The sequence below is a fragment of the Rhodococcus sp. NCIMB 12038 genome (genome assembly GCF_002165735.1).
Taxonomy (GTDB): domain Bacteria; phylum Actinomycetota; class Actinomycetes; order Mycobacteriales; family Mycobacteriaceae; genus Rhodococcus_F.
In genome coordinates this window covers 1-14,943 of record NZ_NHML01000064.1, presented here as the reverse complement: position 1 = coordinate 14,943, position 14,943 = coordinate 1, and the positions used below count along the sequence as shown (strand labels likewise).

Annotated in this window: 14 protein-coding genes and 2 pseudogenes; 11 read left to right on the top strand and 5 right to left on the bottom strand. The window is 66.7% G+C overall.

Annotated elements, in window-relative coordinates:
• Positions 1-125, top strand: a pseudogene (locus CA951_RS43180) (IS630 family transposase); the annotation flags it as partial.
• Between the two features lie 61 nt (positions 126-186).
• On the opposite strand, the gene CA951_RS41410 reads toward CA951_RS43180, so the two are convergent.
• Both CA951_RS41410 and CA951_RS41405 read right to left on the bottom strand, forming a co-directional pair.
• Positions 187-399 (bottom strand): molybdopterin-binding protein, encoded by a 213-nt coding sequence (locus tag CA951_RS41410; protein WP_072943314.1) that lies wholly within the window; start codon positions 397-399, stop codon positions 187-189.
• 79 nt (positions 400-478) lie between these two features.
• Positions 479-961 (bottom strand): hypothetical protein, encoded by a 483-nt coding sequence (locus tag CA951_RS41405; protein WP_087562371.1) that lies wholly within the window; start codon positions 959-961, stop codon positions 479-481.
• 187 nt (positions 962-1,148) lie between these two features.
• On the opposite strand from CA951_RS41405, the gene CA951_RS41400 reads away from it, so the two are divergent.
• The 3 genes from CA951_RS41400 (at position 1,149) to CA951_RS41390 (ending at position 6,361) form a co-directional block, all read left to right on the top strand.
• Entirely contained in the window at positions 1,149-2,573 is a 1,425-nt protein-coding gene (locus CA951_RS41400; RefSeq protein ID WP_087562370.1) for a sensor domain-containing diguanylate cyclase, read from the top strand.
• Positions 2,574-2,808: 235 nt separating this feature from the next.
• Positions 2,809-5,841, top strand: coding sequence for a serine/threonine-protein kinase (locus CA951_RS41395; RefSeq protein WP_087562372.1), 3,033 nt, complete (start codon positions 2,809-2,811; stop codon positions 5,839-5,841).
• 130 nt (positions 5,842-5,971) lie between these two features.
• The gene (locus CA951_RS41390) at positions 5,972-6,361 is read left to right on the top strand and encodes a hypothetical protein (protein WP_087562369.1); all 390 of its coding nucleotides are present in this window, start codon (positions 5,972-5,974) and stop codon (positions 6,359-6,361) included.
• A gap of 117 nt (positions 6,362-6,478) precedes the next feature.
• On the opposite strand, the gene CA951_RS41385 is transcribed toward CA951_RS41390, so the two are convergent.
• Together CA951_RS41385 and CA951_RS41380 are read right to left on the bottom strand one after the other, a co-directional pair.
• Complete coding sequence (locus CA951_RS41385) at positions 6,479-7,561, bottom strand: IS630 family transposase (protein WP_087562368.1); 1,083 nt, start codon at positions 7,559-7,561, stop codon at positions 6,479-6,481.
• Positions 7,562-7,608: 47 nt separating this feature from the next.
• Positions 7,609-8,886 carry a sensor histidine kinase gene (locus CA951_RS41380; protein ID WP_087562367.1) on the bottom strand — a complete coding sequence of 426 codons (1,278 nt, stop codon included), beginning with the start codon at positions 8,884-8,886 and terminating at the stop codon, positions 7,609-7,611.
• Positions 8,887-9,130: 244 nt separating this feature from the next.
• On the opposite strand from CA951_RS41380, the gene CA951_RS41375 reads away from it, so the two are divergent.
• The 4 genes from CA951_RS41375 to CA951_RS41360 all read left to right on the top strand — a co-directional run bounded on the left by CA951_RS41375 (position 9,131) and on the right by CA951_RS41360 (position 11,230).
• Positions 9,131-10,045 (top strand): hypothetical protein, encoded by a 915-nt coding sequence (locus tag CA951_RS41375; RefSeq protein WP_087562366.1) that lies wholly within the window; start codon positions 9,131-9,133, stop codon positions 10,043-10,045.
• Positions 10,046-10,415: 370 nt separating this feature from the next.
• Positions 10,416-10,577, top strand: a complete 162-nt coding sequence (locus tag CA951_RS44775; RefSeq protein ID WP_256974305.1) for a hypothetical protein — start codon at positions 10,416-10,418, stop codon at positions 10,575-10,577.
• Between the two features lie 135 nt (positions 10,578-10,712).
• Positions 10,713-10,871: a hypothetical protein gene (locus CA951_RS44770; RefSeq protein ID WP_236580977.1), complete on the top strand. Its 159-nt coding sequence runs from the start codon at positions 10,713-10,715 to the stop codon at positions 10,869-10,871.
• Positions 10,868-11,230: a hypothetical protein gene (locus CA951_RS41360; RefSeq protein ID WP_256974304.1), complete on the top strand. Its 363-nt coding sequence runs from the start codon at positions 10,868-10,870 to the stop codon at positions 11,228-11,230. Before CA951_RS44770 ends, CA951_RS41360 begins: the two co-directional genes overlap by 4 nt.
• Before the next feature lie 35 nt (positions 11,231-11,265).
• On the opposite strand, the gene CA951_RS41355 is transcribed toward CA951_RS41360, so the two are convergent.
• On the bottom strand, positions 11,266-12,180 hold the full coding sequence (locus CA951_RS41355; RefSeq protein WP_087562363.1) for an exodeoxyribonuclease III: 915 nt from the start codon (positions 12,178-12,180) through the stop codon (positions 11,266-11,268).
• 157 nt (positions 12,181-12,337) lie between these two features.
• On the opposite strand from CA951_RS41355, the gene CA951_RS41350 reads away from it, so the two are divergent.
• From CA951_RS41350 to CA951_RS43170, 3 genes and pseudogenes are all read left to right on the top strand, one after another.
• A complete protein-coding gene (locus CA951_RS41350; RefSeq protein ID WP_087562362.1) occupies positions 12,338-13,897 on the top strand; it encodes an LVIVD repeat-containing protein in 1,560 nt (519 codons plus the stop codon).
• Positions 13,887-14,540 carry a DUF305 domain-containing protein gene (locus CA951_RS41345; protein WP_087562361.1) on the top strand — a complete coding sequence of 218 codons (654 nt, stop codon included), beginning with the start codon at positions 13,887-13,889 and terminating at the stop codon, positions 14,538-14,540. Before CA951_RS41350 ends, CA951_RS41345 begins: the two co-directional genes overlap by 11 nt.
• A gap of 269 nt (positions 14,541-14,809) precedes the next feature.
• Positions 14,810-14,943: pseudogene (locus CA951_RS43170) on the top strand (acyl-CoA dehydrogenase family protein); the annotation flags it as partial.

Sequence of the window (14,943 nt, the reverse complement as noted above, 5' to 3'; positions counted from 1 at the left end):
TCTCGATCGAGGAATACCTCGACGCCCATAATGAACACCCCCGACCGTACGAATGGACCGCCACCGCCGAATCGATCCTCGCCAAGGTTGCGCGCGGCCGCGTCGCACTGGAAAAGATCAGCTAAATCCGAGACGCACCACTAGCAGGGAGTTCCCCTGGCCGGAACCGGGCCCGGGCGGCGTCCGTCACTCGACGCCGAGCATCACCTCGGTGGACTTCACGAGCACCGTCGCAGCCACGCCGGCCTGCAGACCGAGTTCCTCGACCGCCTCCTTCGTGATGGAGGCGGTGACGATCTGCTCGCCTCCGTCGAGACGCACCTTCACTGTCGCCATCACGCTGCCGAGGGTGACCTCGGTGATCGTTCCGGTGAGCTGGTTCCGGGTGGACAACCGCATCGTGAACCTCCGTCTCGGGGCCTGTGGTTCCGACGCTAGCCGCAACCACGCCGGAATTGGCGAGGTTGAGCCTCCCGAGTCAGTCGGATGGGACGGTCGACGGACTCGGTTCCAGGAGTGCCGTCAGACAGGTCGGTCCCAGGCCGATCTCCGGCCACCCCGCCGAGATCATGATGTCGTGTGGACGCGTACACGTGCCGAGCCAGTAGTTCGGCTCCGTGCGGTAGGCGGGCACTCCACCCCACTTCCGGGGTGAGCCGGACCGTGGCAGATAGGGGTCGGCAACACCCACGACCGACCCCAACTGCAGCAGCACCGACAGATACGACCATTGGGTGTCGGGATCCGCCGGATCGGACAGCACCCGTGTCTCGTGGTGTGCGCGCTCGGCGGTGCGTCCCGTGGCAGTCAATGCGAGACGGACGTGGATTCCGGACGAGAACGCGAAGATTCCGAGGAGATCGAGCGTGAGGTGAGTTCCGGACGCGAGAATGGTGGGGCCGTGCACTGCGGTCCCACTGCTTGTCGGCGGCGCGAATGCCGGCCAGCGCGCTCTGCGCATGCCACGATCGTGCACCTACATCGAGGCGGAATCAACGTCCCACGCCCGTGTGCGTGGGACGGGACTCGAGACGGCAGGCGCGGCACAATTGCGTGACGACGCTCGAGGCGTCACTTCCGGGAACGCCTATCGTGGATGGAGGTCGAGCCGGTTGCACGACGGAAGGTTCGCGGCGGAGGGAGTGTCCATGGAGTCGCTGGCGGATTCGCGGATGCTGCTCGCGGTCCTCGAACACAGTCCGGCGTTGGTGTTCGTGTCCGAATTCGTGTCCGGTCGGATCGTGTATGTGAATCCCGCGGGTGTCGCCGTCCTCGGATTCGGTGATGCCGTGCATGCATATTCGAGGACGACGGCGGAGCTGTTCACCGACGTCGGTCTCGTGCAGGCGCGTGAGGTGGAGTCGGCTCTGGCCGACCGGGGAGAGTGGACCGGGTTGACGGAGTTTCGCCATTTCGTCACGGGCGCGCCGATCCCGATGCTGATTTCGACCTTCGTGCTGGAATCCACCGAGACCGGGCCGTCCGTGATCGGGTCGATTGCCCAGGATCGCCGCGGCGCCGAAGACGACGAGCAACGCCTGCAGCGCGCACTGGGGGAGTCCGCATACCGGGCCCGGGAGCAGCAGGCGATCGCAGACCTGAGCCAACTCGCCGTCGGCGGAGACCTCGACGAACTCCTCACGGCGGCGGCCGGCGCGGCGGCCGCGCTGATGGGTGTGCATTGTTCGTCGATCGCGCGGGTGGCCGACGACGACGAACTCACCGTGCTCGCCTACCGCGGACCCGAGCCCGGTCCGGCGACGTTCTCCCCGGGGCCGGGATCGCAGCCCGGATACGCCGCCGCCAACGGGTCGGTGGTCGTATGCACCGATCGGGTCCACGAAACCCGCTTCTCCACGGCGGGGATGAACGGGCGCGGGCTGCAGAGCGGGGTGTGCGTTCCGATCGGCTCCGACGCGGTGTGGGGTGTGTTGACGGCGCACAGTCTGCGCCCCCGCGAATACACCGACCGTGACCTGAACTTTCTGCGCTCGGTGACAGCCGTGCTCTCCGCGGCGATCCGCCGTATCGAGGCCGAGGCCGCGTTGGTGCACCAGAGCCTGCACGACCCGCTGACGGGATTGCCGAACCGCACCCTGGCTCGCCGCCGGCTCGACGAGGCCCTGGACGCGGTGCCGCGCGGCGGCCCGCGCGTGGCGCTACTGCTGGTGGATCTCGACGACTTCAAGACCGTCAACGACAGCCTCGGTCACGCGGTCGGCGACGACGCACTGATCGTGCTCGCCCGGCATCTGCGGTCGGCGGTGCGCCCGGGCGATACCGTTGCCCGCCTCGGCGGTGACGAATTCGTGGTCGTCTGTGAACACGTCGCGGGCGCGGCGGAGGCGGTCGCGATTGCCGCCCGGATCGCAGGTAGCTTCGCCGACCTGAACCGGGCACGGTCGTTCGGGTGGCCGATCAGTGCCAGTATCGGTGTTGCACTGTCCGATCCGGAGTGCACCCGTGAAGAGCTCGTTCGGCGGGCGGACTCGGCGATGTATCGTGCAAAGGCAGCGGGAGCGGGCGGGTATGCGTTGTACGACGACACCTTCCAGGGTGGCGGCAGAGCCTGAGCGGTGCGGTGTTGCCGATGCGGCACGAATTCGTGACCACCGCCAGGCACCCTGGGGTGGGGAAATTGTCATCTTGACGCGCGTCGCGGCCCGTCGAATACTTGCTGGACAAGGCGGTTCCCGTCGACATTCGACGAGAGAATTCCGCGTTTCGCCCTTGTGAGAGAAAGATATTCGCGTCTTCGACCGCTGGTCAGTGCGTCGGCACGGATGTCGGATGGAACTGAGGCGCTCGATGGCAGATTTCGACCCGGACGCGACCCAGGCGGCGTCGATCCGCGCAGTCGGCCACGGGATCGTGGCGGAGTTGGACGCTGCCGGTTTCGCGGGTGCCGAGGAGGTCGGCCGGGGCGGATTCGGTGTCGTGTACCGCTGCCTGCAGCGTTCGCTCGGCCGAATCGTCGCAATCAAGGTCCTGACGTCGGACCTGGACTCCGAGAACCGCGAGCGGTTCCTGCGGGAGGGCTACGCGATGGGCGGGCTCTCCGGCCACCCGAACATCGTCAACATTCTGCAGGTCGGCGTGACCGAGACCGGTCGCCCGTACATCGTCATGCATTACCATCCCCGCGACTCGCTGGCAGTGCAGATACGCCGAGAAGGTCCGCTGCCCTGGCCGGAGGCGATCAGCATCGGAGTGAAGTTGGCAGGCGCACTCGAGACGGCGCACCGGACCGGCACCCTCCACCGCGACATCAAACCCGCGAACATCCTGCTCACCGACTACGGCGAGCCGCAGTTGACCGATTTCGGCATTGCGCACATCGCTGGCGGCTACGAAACCGCCACCGGCGGGTTCACCGGCTCACTGGCGTTCACCGCGCCCGAAGTTCTCAACGGGGAATCGCCGACCGCGCGTTCGGATGTCTACGGCCTGGGCGCGACGATCTTTTCGCTGATCGCGGGGCGGGCGGCGTTCGAGCGAAAGACCGGAGAGGAACTCGTCGCGCAATTCGTGAGGATCAGCACCCAAACGGTGCCGGATCTGCGCGCTCAGGGCATCCCGGACGGTGTGTGCGCCGTCATCGAGAGGGCGATGGCGTCGAATCCGTTCGCTCGGCCGTCCTCCGCCGAGGAGTTCGGACACGAACTCCAAGCCGCCCAGCGACACATCGGGTTGCGTTCGGACGCGATGGCGCTGGCACCCCTCGAGCCCGCCCAACCGGCCGAGCCGTACCCGTCGGCGGCGGATTCCAGTGGCTACCGTCAAATTCGGTTCGAAGATTCGGACGGTCAGCGCCGATTCTTCTCACCGACCGAGCAGATCCAGCCGGAGTCGCACCCCTCGGGCCCGTTCTGGCCGCCGACGGGGCCGTCGCCCTGGCCGCCGCCAGGAGTGCCGGGGAGCAATCGGCAGGCCCGCACCCGGCGGCGCGGGATCCTGATTGCGCTCGCACTGGTGGTGACGCTGGTGCTGGCCGGTGGCGGTTACCTCGTGTACAGAGAGGCATCGGGACCCGGCACCGCGGGACCGACCGCCCAGCAGGCGAGCGAGCCCCCGGCCGTCGACCCGACTGCGGCGTGGCGACCGGTCGCCGACGCCCGGGTCGCCCGCCAGCAGACGGCGACGACGGTCGCGGACGGGACCATCTGGGTCTTCGGAGGGTTGGACGACAGCGGTGTGTCCGCCCGGCAGGAGGGCTTCGACCCGGCCATCGACACCTGGAAGGCCGGCCCCGACCTCCCCGTCCCGCTCAACCACGCGATGGCCGTCACCTACAACGACGAGCCCGTTCTCATCGGCGGGTGGCAAGCGAAAGGCCAGAACCTGACAGCCGTCGCATCCGCTCGGGTGATGGCCATGCGCGACGGGCGATGGGTCGACCTGCCCCCGCTGAACGTGCCGCGGGCGGCCGGCGCCGCGGCCGTGGTGGGCGACAAGATCGTGGTCGCAGGCGGACAGGCCGACGGCAAATTGGTGGCGCCGACCGAGGTGTACGACGGGACGAAGTGGACGACGGTCCCGCAAATCCCGACGTCCCGGGAGCATCTGGCCGGCGTCTCGGACGGGAAGTACTTCTACGCGATCGGTGGGCGCGACCTCGCGTCGGATCAGAACACCGCCGCGGTCGAACGGTTCGATCCGGTCGCGGGAACGTGGGCGACGCTGCCCGGCATGCCCACCCCTCGCGGTGGGCTCGGGGCGGCGTACATCGACGGCCGCATCGTCGCGGTCGGCGGCGAAGAACCGACCCGGGTGCTGTCCACGGTCGAGGCCTACGACGTGGTGGCAGGGACCTGGTCGCAATTGCCTGCTCTGCGCACGCCGCGGCACGGGATGGCGATCGGCGCGGTCGGCAACACGGTCTACGCGGTCGGCGGCGGCATCAAACCCACGCACGCCGAATCGACAGCGGTTTCCGAGGCGCTGCAGATCGCGCCACGCAAGACCCAATGGGCACCGGCGTGGCGCCCGCTGCGGGACGCGCCAATCGCCCGCCAGCAGACCGCGACGGCCGTCGCGGACGGGACGATCTGGGTGTTCGGCGGCCTCGACAACGTGGGGTCGACCCCGAAGGTCGAGGGCAACGACCCGGCCATCGACACCTGGAAGGCCGGCCCCGATCTTCCGGTCCCGCTCAATCATGCGATGGCCGTCGAATACGGCGGCGAACTGGTGGTCCTCGGAGGCTGGGTGCCGGAAGGGCCGAACCTCACCCGCAAGACGTCGGACCGGGTGCTCGCGCTGCGGGACGGCAATTGGGTGGACCTGCCCCCGCTGAACGTGCCGCGGGCGGCCGGAGCCGCAGCCGTGGTGGGTGACGAGATCGTGGTCGCAGGCGGACAGGCGGACGGCGAGTTGGTGGCGTCGACGGAGGTGTTCGACGGAACGAAATGGACGACTGTGGAGGACATTCCGACGCCCCGGGAGCATCTGGCCGGGGTGTCGGACGGGAAGTACTTCTACGCGATCGGCGGGCGCGATCTGGCGTCGGATCAGAACACCGCCGCGGTCGAACGGTTCGATCCGGCTGCGGGAACGTGGGCGACGCTGCCCGGCATGCCCACCCCGCGCGGCGGGCTCGGGGCGGCGTACATCGACGGCCGCATCGTCGCGGTCGGCGGTGAACAGCCGACCCAAGTGCTCTCGACGGTCGAGGCCTACGACGTCGCCTCGGCGACCTGGTCGGCGTTGCCGCCGATGCCCACCGGAGCTCACGGGATGTCCGTCGCGACGGTCGGGCACACCGTCTACGCCATCGGCGGTGCGCTCCGGCCCACACATGCCGAGTCCACCGCGACCGCGCAGGCACTCGACTTCTGGTGAAAGCGAGTGGTCGTCCGGCAATCGCGCACTCTAAATGTCCTCTGTCCGTGCCATTGTGCTTGGAAAGGGGAACTAGACTTGTGGTCGGGAGGACGAATTTGCACACGAGATTCGGGCCGGGAGGTTCGTGATGAAGGTGACGGCGACGGCCACCCGTCGCGGCGGATCGTGGGTGGTGGAGGTTCCGGGAGTCGAAGGCGCACTCACCCAGGCGCGGCGGCTCGATCAGGTGTCCGCGATCGTGGCGGAGGCCGTGCATCTGCTCGAGGGTGTGCCGGCCGAGGACGTCGAGGTGGAACTCGACTACGAAATCGGAGATTCGGCGGCGCTCATGGAGGCCCGCGCCGCCCACTGGCAGGTCGAGTCGGCCGCCCACGCGCAGGAATGCGCCGCGCGGGCCTCGCGGGCCGCGGTGGCGCAACTGCGCCGATCGGGTCTCTCGGTGCGTGACATCGGCGTCATCCTCGACCTGAGCCCGCAACGGGTCTCTCAACTCGACCGCGCCCGCATCCATGCCTGATGGCGGTACGGTCGAAAGTTGCTGCACCGATCAATCGCGGATGCCGCAGCAACTCCGGTGATCCGGCAACTTCCGATCCGGCGACACCCGCGCGGCCCCTAGTGGTGCGTCTCGGATTTAGCTGATCTTTTCCAGTGCGACGCGGCCGCGCGCAACCTTGGCGAGGATCGATTCGGCGGTGGCGGTCCATTCGTACGGTCGGGGGTGTTCATTATGGGCGTCGAGGTATTCCTCGATCGAGACGATGAGGTGCGGCACGGAGTGAAATACCCCGCGCCGCAGAGCTTTATCAGTCAACTCTCGGAACCAACGTTCGACCAGATTGAGCCACGACGAGGAGGTGGGAGTGAAGTGCAGGTGAAACCGTGGATGCTTGTCGAGCCAGGTCCGGACCTTCTCGTGTTTGTGGGTGGCGTAGTTGTCCAGGATCAGGTGGATCTCCAAGTCCTTGGGCACCTCGCGGTCGATGGTCCGCAGAAATCTCAGAAACTCCTGGTGACGGTGCCGCGGCAGGCACTGGCCGATCACCTTGCCGGTGAGGACGTCGAGCGCGGCGAACAAGGTGGTGGTGCCGTGACGCTTGTAGTCGTGAGTCATCGTTTCACCCCGGCCTTTGATCATCGGCAGCGAGGCCTGGGTCCGGTCGAGGGCCTGTACCGACGACTTCTCGTCCGCGCACAACACGATCGCGCGCTCGGGCGGGTTCAAATACAGACCGACGACGTCGACGAGCTTTTCCTCGAACCGGGGATCATTCGACAGCTTGAACGTCTCGACNCGGTGCGGCTTGAGTCCGCGAGCGGACCAGACGCGCTGGACGGTGTCCTTCGAGACTCCGACATACTCTGCCATCGTCCGGCAACTCCAATGAGTCTCGCCTTTCGGGCGGTAGTTCTGCGTCAGGTCCACGATCTCCTCGATCTTCGCCTGCGGGATCGACGGCTTGCGGCCACGCCCCTTGCGCACCTCACCCAACCGTGCGAGGCCGTCCTCGTCGAAGCGTGCCCGCCAGTTCGCCACCGACCCTGGCGAGACCGACAACGCCTGCGCGATCGCCGTGTTGGCCACACCATCGGCCGCCATCAACAGCGCCTTGGCCCGCACCACCTCCCGGTGAGCACCGGACTGCGAGCGCGCCAACGACTCGAGCACAACGCGCTGCCCATCGGATATCTCCAGAGCGGGTACCGGGTTCCTCATGCAGGGATTCTATCGAATTGACAGTCAATTATTTGCGAGACACACCACTAGTGCGCCGAGAGTGTGAGGGAATCGGACGCTGTCACGACCTCGAAAGGCATCTCGATATGGGCCACCGTCCCGGAACGTGATCCGGGACGGACCGAGAAGCTGCCTCCGGCCGCGACGACACGGAGTTCGTGCGACGTCAGTCCGATGTGCCCTCGGCTGAGACTCCGGTCTATCGCCTCACGGGAGATGCCGCACCCGTCGTCGGTGACGTCGAGGACCGCATGCTCACCCGTCCGGGTCAGCTCCACCCGGACGGCACCGGCTCTCGCGTGTTTGACCACGTTGCTGAGCAATTCACGCGCCGCGCTGAACAGCACGTCGTCCGCCGACGTGCGTAGGTCGTCGTCCCATTCCACTGTCTGGAGATCCACGTCGAAACCGCCGCGCGCCTGGGCCGATCGGACGATGTCGCCGAGAGCGCGGGCAAGTCCGACGCGGTCGAGCACCGTGGGATGGAGTTCCGAGACGGTCGCCCTGAGCAGGGACGCGGACTCTGTGAGTGCGTGGGTGATGCGATCGACGGCCTCCGGATCGGCGCCGCCGGTGAGGTCGTCGAGATCCATCTTCGCGGCCAGGACGAATTGCAGCGCCCCGTCGTGGAGCTGCTCGGACAACGCACGCCGTTCGCGCTGTTCGAGGCCCATCAGCTCGGCGAGCAGGGCGGTGCGGTCGTGGACGAGGTGACCGATGGTGAGCACCCTGGATCGTTGAATTCGGCTGAGCACGACTGCGCCCGCCGAGAGGATGGCAAGTGCCATCGTACTGAGCAGGATGGACGACCACGGTTCCTCGTTCGACGCCATCGTGGCCCAACTGGCGGCGAGGAACACCAGCACCGTGGGCACGACCACGGCGGCGCACACACCCGGGCGAAGCTGAGTGCAGGCCAATAGCGGGATCACGAACAGTCCGTTGGTCAAGATGTCTGCGGTCCAACTCTGTTGCGCCGCAATACCGGTCAACAGAGTGAGGCTACCGATGACCGCAAGGTCCACGAACAGGGCGAGCCACATCGCGTTCACCGGGCCCGGACCGCCTCGACGGGTCCACAGCGCGAGCCCGACGGTCCAGAACGCGTAGCCGATCAGGATCGCCAGGCACACATTCGCGTCGTTCATGGGCGGGACGAACAGCAGTGTCAACGCGATGAAGAGGGCGAGCAGACCACGCAGTGCGAGTTGGAGGTGCGCGCCGCGATACGCGTGCTCGAGGACGATGCGCTCGAGATCCGGGCTGCCGCCGAGATCCGCGGGTAATACCGATGACTCAGCCATGGAACGGCCTCCTCGGCCGGGCGACTCCGACAGGACGATCCGGGTACATCAACTGCTGGACCTGCGACAATGCTCCAAAATTCTAGCACCGCCGAGTTCTCGAATCGTGGGATCGGCGGACCACGTCCGCTCGCCCACCACCAGCAGGTTCGGGGCCGATCCGTCGATGCGACGCGACACCCTGGTATTCGTGGGAACATCTCATGCGATCGGTCCTGCGGACCGAACAGAAAGGGTGTGACGCATGACCAGGATTCGACGGCGGTCGGCGGTGGCTCTGGCCTCGATCGCCGGTGCCTCGTCTCTTCTTCTCGCTGGCTGCACCCAGGATGCGTCATCGACCGACGGCACGGAATCGGCCGCACCTGCCGCCACCAGCGAGTCACCGGCAGCCGAGCCGGCGGTCGACGGCGTCGATGCGAAGCAGTACGCGTCGAGCGACCCGGCAGGCGGCGCATACGGCTTCGTCACGCCGTCGGGAAAATGGCTGTGCGCGATCATTCCCGGGGAGAAGCTCGCCGGATGCGCATCGCATCCCACCGGGGGTCCTTTGGGAGTCCCGGGCACCCCGCAGATCGCGTCGCCGGACGGCGGCGCGCCGGCCGAGGCCAACCTCATCGCGGTCGAGGCGGGGAAGGAGCCGAATTTCCAGAACCGGGACCAGGCACTGTTTCCCGGCAACGCCAATATCCTTCCGTACGACACCACCCTGGCGATCGACGGATTCAGTTGCAATGTGCAGTTCTCGGGAGTCTCGTGCCGGGAGGACGCGACCGACAAGGGCTTCACCGTCGCCACCAACGGGTACAAATTCGACTTCACCCCGCTGCCGGTGAGCATTCCGAGCGCGAGCCCACCGCCGATCGCGCCCACCGTCGCACCGCTCCCCCAGCAGGCTCGCGGATCGAATCAGTGTGGCCCCGTTGCCTACCCGGAGACCGGAAAGCCCGCGACGGTGGTCATCGTGAAGGGGACGCTCCGCTGCGACGAGGCGCACACGATGCTCACGAAATACTTCACCGGACGCGACAAGAGTGAACCGGAGTACAGCTTCGACGGGTGGGAATGCCGCCTCGCGGGAGACCCGGAATCGGCGGAGATCGGCTACACGATCAACTGCACCGACGGCAACGGGAACACCGTCGTCGCGCAGCCGTAGAAGGCACGTGTGCGCCCATCGTCGCCCCGCCGTGCCGACAGCCAGCGCCTGACTTCCGGCCCCTACCGCGCATCAGTACCGGCATTCATCGCGGACCAGGCCCTTTCGTTGAGCAGCGAACTGCAGGGATTGACGGAAGAAGCGGCCACCGAACTCGCCCGGTTCGATGTCGAGGTCGGCCACATCACGGCACCCTTCGCCTCCATCCTGCTGCGCACCGAGAGTGCGTCGAGTTCGGAGATCGAGAACCTCACGAGCGGGGCACACCGAATCGCGCTGGCCGAACTCGGTGAGCACGCCTCCCGCAACGCGCGCCTGATCGTCGGAAACGTCCGCGCAATGCAGGCTCGGACCGCACACCGCACAGATCGTGCCCCCGCATCACGACCGGATTCCCGAACTGATCGACGACCTGATCGCCTTCGCCAATCGGGTCGATCTGCCCGTCATCGCTCAGATAGCGGTCGCTCATGCGCGGTTCGAAACATCCCCCCGTTTCCGGACGGCAACGGGCGCGTCGGTCGTGCGCTGATTCAGGCGATGCTTCGGGCAGCTCACGCGCAGCGTCGCCGTCCCGGTGTCCGCGGGGCTACTTCACGACACGAGAGCGTATTTCGAGGCGCTCGGCCACTACCGGTCGGGGACATCGAGCCGATCGTCCGCGCGATTGCGGAAGCATCGCATCCGCGTCACGGCGAGGCGGGACGCGGCGGTGCACCGACTGGTCAACCTCCTTCTCCGCCAACCGGTGGTCGACAACAAGCTGGTCATGTCTGCGCTCGCAGTGACCGGCGCCAACGCGCAGATCGCCATCCGGGCCCGATGAAGTCCCAGCGGGACTCGTCTCCCGATGTCTACGCTGACGCCATGCACCCACCGAATGACCAGGCCGGTACCTGGGAAGGTTCGTGGCTCGCGGCGATGACGGTGATCAAGAGCGCTCAGCAGGTTTTCACACCGGAGAACCGCCCGCCTTCCGAGCTCATCCCGCTCGTCGAACCCCTGAGCCGCCTGGGCGATGCGCTGCGGGCAACACCCCCCGACCCCGAGGAGTCGCGCCGGCGCGCGGCCGACCTGGTCGCCGATCGCGACCTGATCACCTGGGCTTGTCGGCCGGACCAGCCCAGCGAGATCCGGGAATTCGGGTTCACCTTGGCTTTCCTGTCCATGAAACTGACTACCTGAGGCCACGCTCCCGCCTACGCTGCGACCTGCACAACTCAGAAGTCGTAATCGACGACGACCGGCGCGTGATCGCTCATCCGGCGATCCGCCGCCGGGTCCCGGTCGGTGCCGGCTGTGATCGCAGCCCGTGCCAGTTGCGGCGTCGCGAGGTGGTAGTCGATGCGCCAGCCGACGTCGTTCACGAACGACTGTCCCAGCCACGACCACCACGAGTACGGACCGTCGACGTCCGGATGGTGTCGCCGGACGACATCGACGAGGGTGCGCGGCGACACGATGGAGTCGAACCACTCGCGCTCCTCCGGCAGATAGCCCTCGGCCTGATTGCTGCGCCGCCAGTTCCGTACGTCGTGACGGGTGTGCGCAATGTTGAGGTCACCCATCAACAGCAGTTCCCTGCCGCGTGCGCGAGCCGTGCGGCGCGAGCGGGTCAGCTGGCGCGCAAACGCGGACAGAAATCGCATCTTGCGGTCGTAGCGGGCGCCCCCGTCGGGGGCCTCCCGCATCCGTCCGGGCTTCTGGAGGTGGGCAGGCAGACCGCCCTTCGGCAGATACATCGAGACGACGGTGATCGGCGACTCGGCGAGGTCGACCTCGATGTACCGACCGTGGTTCGCGAACTCCCCCAGACCCCGCGCCAACGGCTCCGGATCCAGTTCGACTCTCTCGATGTGCGTTTCACCCGGCGCCTGCACCAGCGCCGTACCGCTCCACGTCCGGACCGCGACGGGCGGGCGCCGAGTCAGGATCGCGACACCGTTGCGGCCGGCGAACTCACCCTCGTCGTATGCGAGGTGATAACGGCCGAACACCCCCGGTGGTATGGCGGCGGCACGAGCGCGGACCTCCTGCAGCGCGACGACGTCGGGTTCACGCTCGCCCAGCCACTCCTCGAAGCCACGCCGCTGCGCCGCGCGGATCCCGTTGATGTTGAATGTCGCGATTCGCACGGGACACAGTGTAGGGATCCGTCCCTCCCCTCCCCCACTCCGGCGGGGTCGTCGCCCGCCCGCACGCGGGTTCCGCAGAGTTGGCCGATTTGTGTGTGAACTCGAGTACTGATTGCTAGCGTTCGCGTAGTCGAGTCCACGGCGGGGGGNGTTCGTGATGCGGATCGCCAGAATGCGGCGAGGTGTGGCTACCTCAGCCCTCGCGGTGTCGGTCGTTCTCGGGGTCGCGACGAGCCCCGCGCCCGCCGTCGCGTCGGCCGAGACGTTCTTCTTCAACGACGTCGGATCGACAGCCGTCCCTCGGGCGGACTGCGGTCCCGGTTCGCTGCCGGAGACGGGTATGCAGGGCGACGTTCCGGCCGAAGACCGTAACAGCGGACGAAGCACTCAGGGTTATCGGTGCAACATGTCGCTGATCGGGGGCCTGCAGGATCGCGGGGGTGGCCTGCTGTCGGTGACCTATGACCACTGCTCCTACACCAGCACGTTCTTCTCAGGGAACCTGCTGGACCCCGACACGCCCGGCGTGCAGGTGCTCGACGTGTCGAACCCCGCCCAGCCGGTGCTGTCCACGACCCTGAACGAACCCGCGATGCGGGGCGGCACCTGGGAGAGTCTGAAGGTCAACAAGGCACGCAAGTTGCTCGCGACCACCGCGGTCCCGGCCGCTCTAGGCACCGGATACTTCTCCGTCTACGACATATCCGACTGTGCCCACCCCCGGTTGCTGAACCGAAGTGCCGGAACCGACGTCACCATGCCGCTGCCGTTCATCTCGCACGAGGGCGGCTTCTCCCCCGACGGCAACACTTATTGGGTGTCGGGTCCCGCCCCCGGATTCCTCACCGCCATCGACATCAGAAACCCGGCCGAGCCACGGATCACCTGGCAGGGATTGCACGGACTCGCCGGGCACGGTTTCGGCATCACCCCCGACGGGAACCGGATGTACCTGTCCAACCTCGGGGGGATCACCGTCCTCGACATCAGCGCGGTGCAACGCGGCGACCCGTATCCCACCGTGCCGCAACTCGCCACCTATCTGTGGACCGACGGTTTCTTCAATCAGCACAGCATTCCGGTCACGTACGGGGGGAAGCCGTATATCTTCACCGTCGACGAAACCGGTGGCGGTGGGATCAAGGTCTTCGACGTCGCCGACCCGGCGCACGCCGACATCGTGCAGAAGATCAAGCTCGAGATCCAGCTTCCCGCCAACACCGCCGCGAACCTTCGGTCCTCGCAAGGCGGCTCGGTCTTCTCCTACGATCCGCACTACTGCGTGGTCGACCGCCCCACGGACCCGACCGCGCTCGCGTGCTCCTGGGAGTCGTCCGGGATCCGCGTGTTCGACATCCGCGACCTGGACGGCATCCGGGAGATCGCGTACTACAACCCGCCGGCGCAGACCGGCAAGAATCTCCAGTTGACCAACTCACCACATGCGCTGTCCTCTCTGATCGGTGTGTCGCTCTTCGATTTCGTTCCGCTCGCCCGAGCGGTCTTCGAGGGCAAGACGGATCCGCGGGTCGCGTTCGGTCCGCGCACGGGGATGGTGGCGTTCGGCGACCTGTCCGCGGATTGGTGCTTCTCGCCGCCGGAATTCCACGGCAACCAGATCTGGACCTCGTGCAGCGACAACGGTTTCATGGCGCTGCAGTTGGACGACTCCGTCTATGAGGCACCGACGAATCAGGCTTCGACCTATGGGCAGTGACACAGGGAGTTCTCCGTTCCGCCGTCCCCTTGTCCTGTTGCTGTGCGCCGTGCTGCTCGGTGCCGGCGGGGTTGCGGCCGGAATGTGGCTGCAGTCGGTTCGTGGTACCGGCGCCGTCGGGGTTCAGTTATCCTCCGCGGACGTCGGTTTCGCACAGGACATGTCGGTACACCACGAGCAGGCGGTGCTGATCGCCCAGACACTGCCGCAGGACGTCGACCCGCAGATCCGGGTCATCGCCGACCAGATCGTCGTCGCGCAGACTTCCGAGATCGCGACGATGCGTGGCTGGCTCAATCTCTTCGACGAATCCTTCACCGCAGCGCATCCGATGCAGTGGATGCACGGTTTCGATCACGTCATGAGCGAACAGGGCGGCGCACCGATGCCGGGAATGGCGAGCACCAGCGAGATCACCCGCCTCGCCGGCCTGCACGGAGCAGACGCGGAGGCACTTTTTCTGCAACTCATGATCCGGCACCACCAGGGAGGCGTCGACATGGCCGAGGCCGCCATCCACGCGGTTGCCTCGGAACCGGTCCGCCGCGTCGCACGCGGAATGATCCGCGACCAGAGCAACGAGATCGCGGTGATGACAGCACTACTCGGCACCCGAGACGCGAATCCGCTCCCCCACCCTTAGGTCGATCCACTCGATCGTGATGGCAGGTCAGCGGACGACTGTCGAGAGGTAGAGCCGGTTTCCCCAGCCCCCCGGTGGTGCCTCCTGCCGGATCGACTTCACTCGGGTCTTTGTACGGCCACATTTCCTCACGAGTGGCATTCATGTCAATCGCAATCTTCTCAGCTGTGCGACGTTGCTTGCAGCAGAGGGAATGACAGCATTGCCGATTGGGTCTAGATTTGGCCGCACAAATAGATGTAGCCTTTTGCACAACCGAAGGAGCCTTCATGACGCATCGGCCGTCGCAGCCGCGTACCGATTCACCGCGGTATCTGACCGAGGACCGCTTGGCGATCCGGGACCTGGCTCGCGAGTTCGCGATGACGCAGGTGCTGCCGGTCGCGAACGAGTTGGATCCGGT

Coding starts and splice junctions, on each gene's coding strand:
- CA951_RS41410 (WP_072943314.1), bottom strand. CDS start 399: ATGCGGTTGTCCACCCGGAACCAGCTCACCGGAACGATCACCGAGGTC.
- CA951_RS41405 (WP_087562371.1), bottom strand. CDS start 961: ATGCGCAGAGCGCGCTGGCCGGCATTCGCGCCGCCGACAAGCAGTGGG.
- CA951_RS41400 (WP_087562370.1), top strand. CDS start 1,149: ATGGAGTCGCTGGCGGATTCGCGGATGCTGCTCGCGGTCCTCGAACAC.
- CA951_RS41395 (WP_087562372.1), top strand. CDS start 2,809: ATGGCAGATTTCGACCCGGACGCGACCCAGGCGGCGTCGATCCGCGCA.
- CA951_RS41390 (WP_087562369.1), top strand. CDS start 5,972: ATGAAGGTGACGGCGACGGCCACCCGTCGCGGCGGATCGTGGGTGGTG.
- CA951_RS41380 (WP_087562367.1), bottom strand. CDS start 8,886: ATGGCTGAGTCATCGGTATTACCCGCGGATCTCGGCGGCAGCCCGGAT.
- CA951_RS41375 (WP_087562366.1), top strand. CDS start 9,131: ATGACCAGGATTCGACGGCGGTCGGCGGTGGCTCTGGCCTCGATCGCC.
- CA951_RS41360 (WP_256974304.1), top strand. CDS start 10,868: ATGAAGTCCCAGCGGGACTCGTCTCCCGATGTCTACGCTGACGCCATG.
- CA951_RS41350 (WP_087562362.1), top strand. CDS start 12,338: ATGCGGATCGCCAGAATGCGGCGAGGTGTGGCTACCTCAGCCCTCGCG.
- CA951_RS41345 (WP_087562361.1), top strand. CDS start 13,887: ATGGGCAGTGACACAGGGAGTTCTCCGTTCCGCCGTCCCCTTGTCCTG.